The following is an 11,698-nucleotide window of genomic DNA, read 5'->3' as shown; positions in this document are numbered from 1 at the left end:
AATTGTCAGTTCGAGTGCTTTTGAGATTGGCGAAATCAAAATATATTTTAATTGAAGACACCTAGCGAAGCTAAAAAAGTGTATCGAGAACTATTTCTAAGTTAAAATTCTTATTCTCGATACAATTTTTCGTCATTTCATTTCGAAAAATCACTCGAATTGACAGAATTTCACTCCAAATGCACAATAGGTTTTCAACATAAAACTCTTTCAGAATTCTATATCGAACTAACAACCTTTAGTTACATCAAACTCAAATTAATTAAGTATCGTGTTCTATAAATTTTATTTTCCGCTATTGTTTTTTGATTGTAAAATAGAAAGTTGAACCCAAATCTGGTTTAGACTCCACCCAAACTCTACCTTCATACATATCTACAATTTTCTTTACTGTAGACAATCCCATTCCGGCAGATTGGTAATCGTTTTCTAATTTATAAAAAGCCATAAAAATATTTTTGAGATAGGATTCTTGAATTCCATTTCCGTTATCTTTCACATAAAATTCCCAAAAAAATTCTTCTTCTTTACATCCAATTTCAATTACTTTTAATTCTTTATCATTAAACTTTACTGCATTTTTAATTAGGTGACTGAATAATAGCGACATACTGTCTGCTTCGACTTTAATTTCTGGAAGTTCGTTAGCTATATGTATATGACTTCTTTTGCAAAGTTTAAGCTCATTAATAACATCATCTAACAAATGATGCATATTCAGATTTGTTAATTTTTTTGCTTGTACTTTTATGGAAGAATAATTTCTTATTGCTCCAGCTAGTATATCTATTCTTTCTACATTTTCACTAATTAGTTTTAGCTTATCTAAACCATCCTTCTCTATCAATCCTTCATAATCTTCTGAAAGCATATGTACTAGAGTTTCTATATTTCTTAATGGAGAAACTAAATCATGAGAAACCATATGTGCATATTCATTCAATTCTTCATTTTGTTTTTCTAAACTAATTAAAAGCTTATCTTTTAATTGATTGACTTTTAAAATTTCTTTGGTTTGATGGTCAATAAAATCCACTAGCTTTAATGTAGAACTGTCTTCTAGAGAATCATCTTTTTCTAACTCGTAAACATTTAGTGTAGTTATTACATTTTTAAGTTTAGCAATTATTTCTCTCTGCTTATCTGTTTCTTTTTTTAATTTCTCACTGGCATCCGAGAGTTCTTCGGAACTAATCATTGTTGCTCTCTGCAACATAGAAAACTGTTCGTCTGAGTTCGTGTATGACTTATTTACAGCATCTAAGAAAGCTTCAAGTTCAGGATTATTTTGCAAATTCTCAGGTAAATATTTTCTAATCTGCCTTTTTAAAAGAGAATTCATTCTTTATTCACTTATTAAAGTTATAGTCATTGTTTGGTTGTGTAGTTGGCACTTTTTTTCGCCATTAAATGGTGCAATTTCTCCATAAGAATACATTCCGCATACTGTAGCTTCTTTCCCTATAATTTCCATAACCTCTTCAACTTCATCTTCTACTCTTTGATCTAACACCAATTTTCTTCCTATACAACTCACTAAAATCGCGAGTTCTGCTTCTTTTGTTCTACTTTCATTAGCACTCAATGCTGCTGATTCTGATGCATTCACAATATTATCCACATGGGTCATCATAAGTTGAACTCGTTCTCCTTCTAAAATATTTCCTGCAAGAATCATAGATTGTTCTTCTTCATTAATATTTAAAATGGTTCTTACTATAGGATAATTTTCATTTTCAGATTTTACTTTTAAAGGATATAATAAGGCCGCTCCAGGAAGTTCTTTTGCTTTTTCACCCAAGTAATTTTTATATAAATCTAATGCAGGCTTTCCATCTAACTCATATAAAATATTATCTTCTGACTTAGTTACAATTCGTTCAGGACCAAAAGGTGTCCAACCCCCATTTATAGCACACGAAACTTCAAGTGAATCTCCGTATAGTCCTATAGCAACTACTTCTCCAACTTTAGGATTTTCGTTATATGAAGCTAATGTTTTTTCAAATTTAGCTGCATCCCCACAAAGAGCACCTGTAATTAGAACTTCATTATTTGTCGCTTCATTCATTCCTTGAGTTAGATGACTTCCGTTTACAAAACTGCCTTCAGAAACTATAAAAATATGTTTTAAACCATTCTTTGGAAAAGATTTAATTAGCTCTTTTCCTGTTTCAAAACTACTTGTTTTATGTACTGAATCTAAAATATTGAATCGTTTTACCTGAAATGTACTTTTTTCAAATTCTATTGCTGTAATTGTAATACTATCACTATCAACTTTATCGGCTGTTATATCTCCTGATGTAGAGCCAAAAACTATATGACCATCATTAAATATACTTTTAATTTCGTCATAAATTCCTTCATCTTCTAATAATTCTCTTTTTCCAAAAACTAGGACTAAAGGAGATTTCAATGTTATCTCTTCTTTTAGGTATTTCCAATCAGAATTTTTACTTCTTTGTAGTTGTAGCGTTTTCATATTAGTTAGTATACAGAACAATTGTAAACATTAAATTCATGGGAATTTTTTGTTTGGTTGGATTTAGGCGTAACCTAAAAATACTGCTTCTTACGAACAATTAAGCTGACACATTATGACTAAGCATATATTTTTAGACCAAATGCAAATAAGTATAGACGAATAGTAAGTAAACGATGTGTTTTTACATAAAACTACATACGAAAGGAGGCATATTATTAAGTCTGTACTTAATGTATTTCAATCATTAAGATTATGATTCATTTACTACATAAATATACGTTTTTGTTTTGAAAAAATATGCTCTTGTAAAAAGAAAAACTCTCCTTTAATATTAAAAGAGAATTTTTGTATTAAGATGTGATTCAAATATTTAATATTATTTGATATAAATTAATTTGAAATAACTAACTACAAATAAACATAAGCTAAGACTTAGTTAAGAAGTAACTGAATAATTATTTCATAAAAAAAAACTGTCTGAAAATATTTTTCAGACAGCTTATAAAGTTTTTTACTTTTAAAAAATTACTTAAAAATCAATTTTAATACAGTGCTACTGTTTGAATTTTTAAGATGACATAAATAAATTCCGTTTGGTATTTTATTTAATCGCGAATCGTTAGATCTATCTAAAATTACTGATGTGCGTTCATTTTCTTGTAATTTTCCAGAAAATAATGTTGCAATTTCAGTACCATTAAGACTTACTAAGTTTAACACATAGTTATCTGTAGTTATTGGTTGCATATGAATAGTTGCTATTTCACCAACAGGATTGTTGTCGATAGTCAATATACTTCCATTAATACCAGATTGACTTGAATTGGATACACGTAAAGGATATCTGTTTTCTATGTTACCAACAAATTGATTTTTAGAAAAAGACAACGTGTTTTTAATAGCAAAAGTTTCATCATCTGTAATAACCTTGAAATTTATGGTTTCTTTATTGGTTCCATAAACAGTCATAAAGTAAGCAAAGTCATCTTCTTGTTTCACAGCTTTTGCTATCCCTCTATATTCACCGTTTGATTCTGCAACAACCATATATTCTTTATCAGTATCTATATTATCAGCAACAATTTTTGCAGTAACAGACATAATAAAAGGATATTTTGTTCCATCTACCTCAATACCTTTCGCTTTAGCATCTTTTAAGTATTTAGTATCTAACGCATTTTTATCAGTATTTTCTGATGTTACATCATCAAAAGACATTGTTCTTGAAGCTACATTATTTGAAGTAGTAACAACACCAGAATAATTTAAAGTACCAGGGTTCAACATTTTAATACTATAAGACTTGTTTGGTATTAAATGTGTTAAAGTACCTTTCCATCCTTCTGCAGTAAATTCTGAAAAACCTTCTCGTCCTGAAACTTTATCTCCAATAGAAAATTTATTAGATAAAGAACGTAAAGCATACGAGGTGTTAAACATTACATTAGGAATATATCCTACATAGTTGGTTGCATATCCACCATTTACAGAAATATTAGTATTCATAGGAGCATCAGTACCTTGAATAAGCATTAGTTTATCACTTGCAGATTTCACTTGATATCCTTTGGTATAATCTAATTGTTGAAGCGTACCACTAGCTTCTCCAGTAGCCGAGAATGAAGTGATTTCATTTCCAGATAGTTCCATGATTTGATCACCTTCTTCCATACCTTTAATACGATTAACATCTAAAATAGAAGTTTGAGGATTATTGATCGAGTTGAAACTAACCCATTGGTAACCTTGTAATAAAGGAATTCTTTTTACAATAGTATCACCAGTTTCAAATAATACAGGTGTAATAATATTTCCTTCAGAAGGAGTATCTCCAATAGCATAAGTTTGTTGTAAACCAATGTATTCTTTACAATGAGAATCATCCCAAACATGGAAATATAAATCACCAGACTCACCGACATTATAAAAGACATCTAATAAAACAGTTGGCTTATTATTGATCATAGAAACGCTACCTTTTCCTCTTACTTCATTGTTAAAATAAGCAACTATCACATCGTTAGTATCTTCTGAAATTTCACCAGCAATGTTTAATGTTCCTGTAAATTCCTTTTTAAAAGGGAAATTAGAGGCATTAAATTCATAATCTGGGGTTTCACAATTAACATCTAATGTAAGTTTAAAGTATTCGTAACCAGTTCTAGTTCCAGTTTCACTATAAGTAATTACACCAATGTTATCGTAAAAAACACCTTTGTTTAAGTAAGCCGAAGTGCTAAAGTTTAATGTTTTTTCAAAACCAGCTTCAATAGTTATTTCATCACCAACCGTAACATTTGTACACTTTAACCAATCGGGTAAAGATTGTAGTTCAAAAGTTGTATCAGTACCTCCATTGTTGGTAAGTGTTGCAGAAAAACTTGTAGTATTTCCAACTTGTTGAGAAGCATTAATATTGGCTTTGTTCCAGCTAGTATTATTCTTATTGATGGTAAACGACCAACTATGACCTTCAGTAATATTACCGTCTACACCTTTGATAGAGTTATTACTAAGTATAGCAGTTAATTTAGCTCCTTCTAAGAAATACTCTTGAAAGTTTAAAGGCGTGATAATAATTTCATTATTGTCAACATTTGTGTTTACTTCAATAGGAATGTCTTGTATTAATTGTTCAATAGATAAAGGAGCTGCAAAATCACCTTCAATCCAAGAAATACCATTTTGAGTACTACCACTAGTATTACCAGTGAAATCTCTAACACCTTCTTGGAAACCATCTACTTCTAAAGCGATATTATCAAATACATAATATGCCATTAATTGATCTTCGTTACCTAATAACTGTTTATCTTTAAAAGAAACAATTTGTCCGTGTGAACGTGCTTTATTCCAAATTCGTAATTCATCTATTAAACCTAAATATCCTTCATTTTGATCGTTAGATCCACCAATAATTAAATCATCAGTATTTAATTGAATATTTTCATTAGATACATTATATCCAACATCAGAATACACCAAAACACCATTGAAATAGAAGTTTATGTTATTGTATCCATCATATACCATGGCTACGTGAGTCCATTCATGAAGAGGTAAGCTTGCAGTAGTATTTCCACCTAGTCCTTCTTTATATACTAATTTTCCATTTGCATTTAATCCTAAACTATAGTTGTTACCCTTTTCAAATAGATTCACTATTCCGTTAACTGGATATGCAGTTGGATTTATCCAAAACTCTGTAGTGAATGCACCAGAAAGATTTAAGAAATCTCCGTGTGGAACGGTAATAATATCTGTAGGTCCATTAAATTCAGCTGATATTAATTTTTTAGGTAAACCTCCTAATGTACCTCTTAACGAAATATTTAAAGAAGTAAGTGTAGTAGGATCTAAAGGCTTGTTGTAAACAGCAGTAATAGCTCCATCAGTTAATATTCCTCCTTCAATAGGACTCGTTTCTAATAATAATGGAGCAGTTCTAGACACGTTTCCATACACATATGGGGTAGGTGTATTTCGCCTCCAAACTTCAGTTCCTAATCCACATACAGGTACAATTCTAAAACCATAACCACCATTTACCAATCCAGATACATCAACAGAAGCTTTAAAAGCATTGTGAGTATCGCTATACATATTCTTTAACTCTTCAGCTGTAATTGTTTTTAACAAAATAGGCGTATTGTTGTCAGCCAAAGCATATTCTATTTCTACAGCAGTTAAACTACCAGGCAGTACTACTTCATCATTTTCTATTGATACACCAGAAAGCGTGAAAATAAAATCTTGAATATTATTGTTCGATTGATTAATCACCCAATTTTCTTGAGGACTATTCATAATCGTTTCTTTAATACAAGGTCCATGGAACTGAGCAGTCAGATATAAAGCATCAATACTTTTAACTCCTGCATCTTCGTATACACTAATGTTGTGATCATAATCTAAATCAGTATGTCCTTCACAAGGTACCGCAAATAACAACTCCAAATCTTTGTATTCAACATACGAATCTGTTTCGTTGTCTGGCATTGTTACTTGTACAGTAACATCATATTCTTGTTTAATACCAGTAGGAGAGGTATCGTCTGGACCAAACCAATAAGAAATAGTGTTACCATTTAACTTTTTACCACCAACTGTAACAATAGCACCAAGTGGATTGGTTTCTGTTGAAAGAGAAAGCTCGTAGGTTTTAGGAGAATCTGCATTTCCAGCTGTTTGGGTATTTCTCAGTTTTACTTGGTATTCTAATGTTTGTCCCGCTAAGCCATTAGCAATGGTTTTTTCTGAAGAAATTTCTACACCTGTTCTAATTTGTGTACCACGCTCTGCCGGACAAGAACTTTTTCCTGCTAAAGTTTTAAAAATAGGCACTCCATAATTTGGATCACGTCTTATTTCTAAAGCAAAACGATCACCAGCATCACCATCCGTTAAGGTGTACTGCACCAAGGTGTTTGTTTCATCAGTAATTTCGAAACCACCACCCAATGCAGTGTTTACAGTATTGGTATATTCAAATTTAGAACTTACACCAGCTACAGTTCCATCTACTTGTGTTTTATATCCAAAATCAAAGGTAGACTGAAAATCTGCACCATTGGTATCAGTATCAGCAGTGGTAATATTTCTAGTGTATACAGAACCACCACCATCAAAACTTCTGTTTTTATCAAAGTTTTTAAATTGTTTATAATCATTCCAATCATATTTACTTTCGTCATATTCATCTAACTTTTGATCAAGTTCAGAAAGAAATGCGTGATCTTTCAAATATGCATAGTCTGATCTTTTATATAAGTTTAAAGCAAAGTCGTTGTTAATTAAAGCAGCACTCCATTTTATAACAGAATTTTCATACGACTTAATTTTTTTATCATCAGTTTCATTCGCTATAGCTTCTAATAAATTAGGAATCATATCTTTTTTAATATCATAATAGGTATGTGAAAAAGAATTATCTATTTTATTATTTAAAACCTGAGCATTAGAACTGTATTGAACTTCACAAGCATCACTATCGTACGCCAATGTTTCACCAGAACCAACAGTTATTAAATACCCAGTTCCAATAAATAAATCCGCTTCTTTACCGACAATGCTTTCAGAGCTTGATGTAGAAAACTCTTCAGTATTTTCAGTTTCTGTAACGGTACTACCATTATACGTTCCTAAAGCACTAAATTGTACATCTACGCCTGTTGAAACCTCAGCTTTAAAGGCAGTAATAGAAGTACCAAACCCTAATACGGTAGCCACTAAGTTTTGTCTGTGTTCTAAACCTAATTGATTACTAAGTGTACCTGTATATCCTAAAGCAGCATTCCATTTACCAGTAGTAACTGATTTAGTTCCTTTTTTAAGAGTTGCGCTACTTCCATCACCAGGAGGATCGTGTAAGACATAATTAATAACAGGATCAGCAATAGTAAAATCACTATTGTTCATTCTTGCTCCAGTAATTAACCCTTTTAAAGTTTCAATTTTACTGCTCTCATTTTTCATAGCCTGAATCGTAAAACCTTTTGTATGTGGAGCCATAAAATTAGGAGTAGCTGCAAAAGAAGCTAATACTGCATGTCCATTTGCATCTGTTTTTCCTTGTGCAGAAGTAGCACCATCAGCTAGTTTGAATAATCCACCTGTAAAATTAACTGTAGCCTCTTCGATCATACATTTTTGATCTCCATATTGTTCAAATACAGTTGCTTGAAGCAATACAGGTGCACCTTCGCTAAATACATAGAAATCTTTACCACAAGCTTTTTCTAAAAGGTCGAAATCACTTTCAACTAAATCTTCTAAAGGAGTGGTAATTTTATCTTCTTTTACTTGATATGCATTCAATTCAATAGATAAAGGAGCTCTATATTCAAAATCATAAGTAGCCCAACCTTTAGTGATATCTATGTTTGAGATACTTCTAGTAATAGTTGTATCATTTACATTGGTAATAATCACTTCATATTTTCCAGGAATAAGACCATCTATCATAAATACTTTGTTCTCATTATCAAAATTACTAGCTGTAATTTCTTTTGAGAAAGCAGGAGTTGCATCACTATCAGTTCTTGTAATTGTTCCTGTCCATGCTCCAATTGTATTTTCGCAAGGAATAACTATATTTCCTACAAAACCAAATCGATCTTTCATTTCAAAATCTACCTCAGTCATTGGATCAATAACATTTAAAGAATACAAATGACTACCTGCTTGAGGATTGTATCGAGCTGTAGTAGCTACATATTCATACTTGTATTTTTTTGAATAGGTTATGATTTCTGAATTGCTGATAGTTGCAGCATCATTTAACACTAAATAGTTGTCTTTACCAGCTACAGTTTTAGATAAAGCTCTGTTTCCTTTTTCTTGAGCAAAATCGAAAGATAATTCTAAGTGATCAGCATCTCCATCAATAATATCACCACTTTTGATAGCTTTCAATTCAGCTTCAGTATATGAAGTATTTCTAAATTCTACCAAAGTCATAGGAGATAAGTTAGATGCAGTTGCAGTGCCTCCATTATCTGTGCTTGCTCCTATATACAACCAATCATTATTAAAAGTAGGAGCGCTTATCATTCCTGATTTATAAGTACCATTTACTAATAAACCTAATTCACCCGTATCAGCAATACTTACAGCGAAAAAAGAGAAAGAGCTAGGATTGTTTAAAGCAGCTTCTTTTTGTAATTGATCATTATAGAATACTTGAATTAAAGTATTGTTTTTTAAAACTACTTCTAATTGGTTCCATTGTAGTAATGTTTGTTTTTCAGGAACAAAACTAGGGTAGGTAACAGACACAAAAGGTTTCACAAATCCAGAGATCGTAATACCATTATCTTTGTAATTGATAGTGTTTTTAGTAACAGCATAACCACCACTTGTAATTGTATTATCTGCTTCTACAGGTGAAAAATCTAAACTGTTTAAGCTATTGTTATTTGTTAATTCAGGATTAAAAACTTCAAAAGTATGTAAACCTAAAGAAGATGAAACACTGTATACACCATCTTTATTACTTAATAAACCATCAGCAGAACCTAATAATGGTTGCCCATCAATCGCTAATCTTCTTCCAGCAGGAACAGGATACTTGTTTTCACCTTCAACATAAAAGATTCTACCTGCAACAGGTAAATTAGAAATATCAGTGAAGTTAGCTACTTTACTGTAGTCACTAGGTAAAGAAGATTGTTTTATAATTGCACCAACCGTAGATGGTTTAAACTCATGTATAGGTTTAGTAGCTCTAGAAGTATAGGTATATTTATCGTGTGTACTGTAAATAGCACTGAATTCGTAACTACCATTAGCATCTGTATACGCTACATATTTTAAAGCTTTAGGTTGCTCTTTGTAAACTAAATTAGATGTTTGTTCTATTTTTCCTACATAACTACCTTGTGAAACAGAAGCACGATTATAAATTGCTTTAGTATCATTAAGGTCCATAGAATAGGCTAATAATAAATTTTCTTCATCTGAATCAGCTATATAAGTAGCATATTTTTCAATTTCGTCAAGATTTTTCTTACCCTTCCATACTCTAAATTCATCTACTAAATATGTATGTGCAGCAGCTTGATTGATATAAAAATTATAATCGTTAGAGGTAGAGCTCCAGTCAAAAGCAGTAGTATCAGTACCAACAAGTACTTCATCTTTGTACACATTAATACCATCGTTTCCAAAAGCATATACATAGTGATGCCACTCTGTATCGTTAGCGCCTAATGGAAAAGTCTTAACAATATTATTATTAAACTGAATACTAGTTGATACATCTGTATTACTAGAAGTATTTATTGCAATTGAAGTATTACCTGATTGAAATACTTTGTTAGTTCCTCTTCCGGTAGTGGTTCCGTTCTTATACCAAAATTCTATAGTAATATTATTATTATCAGTAATTAATTTACTTTCGACAAAACTAATTTTAGGTGAATTTGCAGCAAACTCTAAGGCACTACCATTCGCTGCTGTATATGCATTAACAGCATCTGTATTACTTGGATCAGGTTCGTTTAAATTAATTTCAATAGCTACATCTTTAACATATACTTCTGATTGTGTTTTTACAACTCCTGTAAGGGTACCATTCGGAAAAATGAATCCAGTATTACTACCACTTTTAGGGTTTGGTGCATCTGTATTGTCACCTACTATTGTATATGTATATATTGTTCCAGGTAAGGCTCCTTTATCTGTAAAAAATAACTGTTCTCCACTATTTTTTGTGATATTATCTTCAGTACCTATTTTACTTCCATCTCTGTAAATATTATAATAGGTTAAATCAGCAACATGAAACCATTTAAGTTCCACTTTATCAGAAAAAGCACCTTTAGAAGCACTAACAATGATTTGATCTAATTGGCTAATTGGATTTTCTATTTCACTATTAATGAAAGCCAATGTTTTATTACTGCTATTGCTTGTTAGCTTTGATGCAATTTTTCCGTAAGCAGGATAACCATCTTGCTGAATTGTGTTTAACCAATGCGTTGAGGTAAGCTCAGGCATATATTGATTTGTAGGTTGTTCTTCAGCATCTCCAGAGAAATTAGCTACAAGTCCTTTATTTATTTGATCGTTTATGATATTACCTGTGTAGTTATAAAAAGAAGTATATCTATTATTAAATATTTGCTCTTCTTGTCTTTTTACATTCCAAGCTTTTACTTCAGCTAAAAAGATTTCTTGATTAGCTCCTCCTTTTGTAAAATATAAGTCGTAATTATCAGCTATTTCAATAGCACTAAACGTTTTCACTTTATAACCATCTACATGTAAATCGATATTAAATGAATTAGGACCTAATTGATAAAACGTAAAAGCATAGTGTTGCCAAAAAGTACCTGTAATTGTAGCAGGAATATCAATAGGCTGTTGATCATTTAAATAATCACTGTTTAAAATTACGTTGTTACGGTGAATTTTAAATGTAAATCCTTTGTTGTTTAAGGCATCTGTGGTAAATAATAACGACTCAGAATCGTTTTTGAATTTTGTCCAAAATTCGATGGTTGCTTCGCCTAAATTTCCTTTATCCAATAACATAGATTTTAAACCTACATTAGTGTCAAAATTAGAAATATGACCCGAACTACTTGGCATTTTTAGTACCGATATATTTTCATTTGCAGTTTGTGCTATCAAATGCGTATTCAGAAAAAAGCAAAGTAGTATAATCCAGCAACAACTTTGCGCTGTAATTAATAGTTTTTTCATCAT

The 11,698-nt window shown here is 31.2% G+C and carries 3 protein-coding genes; all 3 read right to left on the bottom strand.

Features of this window, described 5'->3' with window-relative positions; translation table 11 throughout:
- Positions 1 to 295 precede the first annotated feature (295 nt).
- The 3 genes from AQ1685_RS07660 to AQ1685_RS07650 all read right to left on the bottom strand — a co-directional run bounded on the left by AQ1685_RS07660 (position 296) and on the right by AQ1685_RS07650 (position 11,695).
- Complete coding sequence (locus AQ1685_RS07660) at positions 296 to 1,342, bottom strand: sensor histidine kinase (RefSeq protein WP_095070920.1); 1,047 nt, start codon at positions 1,340 to 1,342, stop codon at positions 296 to 298.
- Positions 1,343 to 1,345: 3 nt separating this feature from the next.
- Complete coding sequence (locus AQ1685_RS07655; RefSeq protein WP_095070918.1) at positions 1,346 to 2,485, bottom strand: FIST signal transduction protein; 1,140 nt, start codon at positions 2,483 to 2,485, stop codon at positions 1,346 to 1,348.
- A gap of 528 nt (positions 2,486 to 3,013) precedes the next feature.
- The gene (locus AQ1685_RS07650) at positions 3,014 to 11,695 is read right to left on the bottom strand and encodes a LamG domain-containing protein (RefSeq protein ID WP_162288565.1); all 8,682 of its coding nucleotides are present in this window, start codon (positions 11,693 to 11,695) and stop codon (positions 3,014 to 3,016) included.
- Between the last annotated feature and the right edge of the window lie 3 nt (positions 11,696 to 11,698).

Source organism: Tenacibaculum jejuense, assembly GCF_900198195.1.
GTDB lineage: Bacteria > Bacteroidota > Bacteroidia > Flavobacteriales > Flavobacteriaceae > Polaribacter > Polaribacter jejuensis.
Note: the sequence above shows the minus strand (reverse complement) of the source record. Positions and strands in the feature narration are given on the sequence as shown.

Bases quoted from the DNA above. Each gene is read 5' to 3' on its own strand.
- AQ1685_RS07660 (WP_095070920.1), bottom strand. From the start codon at position 1,342: ATGAATTCTCTTTTAAAAAGGCAGATTAGAAAATATTTACCTGAGAAT.
- AQ1685_RS07655 (WP_095070918.1), bottom strand. From the start codon at position 2,485: ATGAAAACGCTACAACTACAAAGAAGTAAAAATTCTGATTGGAAATAC.
- AQ1685_RS07650 (WP_162288565.1), bottom strand. From the start codon at position 11,695: ATGAAAAAACTATTAATTACAGCGCAAAGTTGTTGCTGGATTATACTA.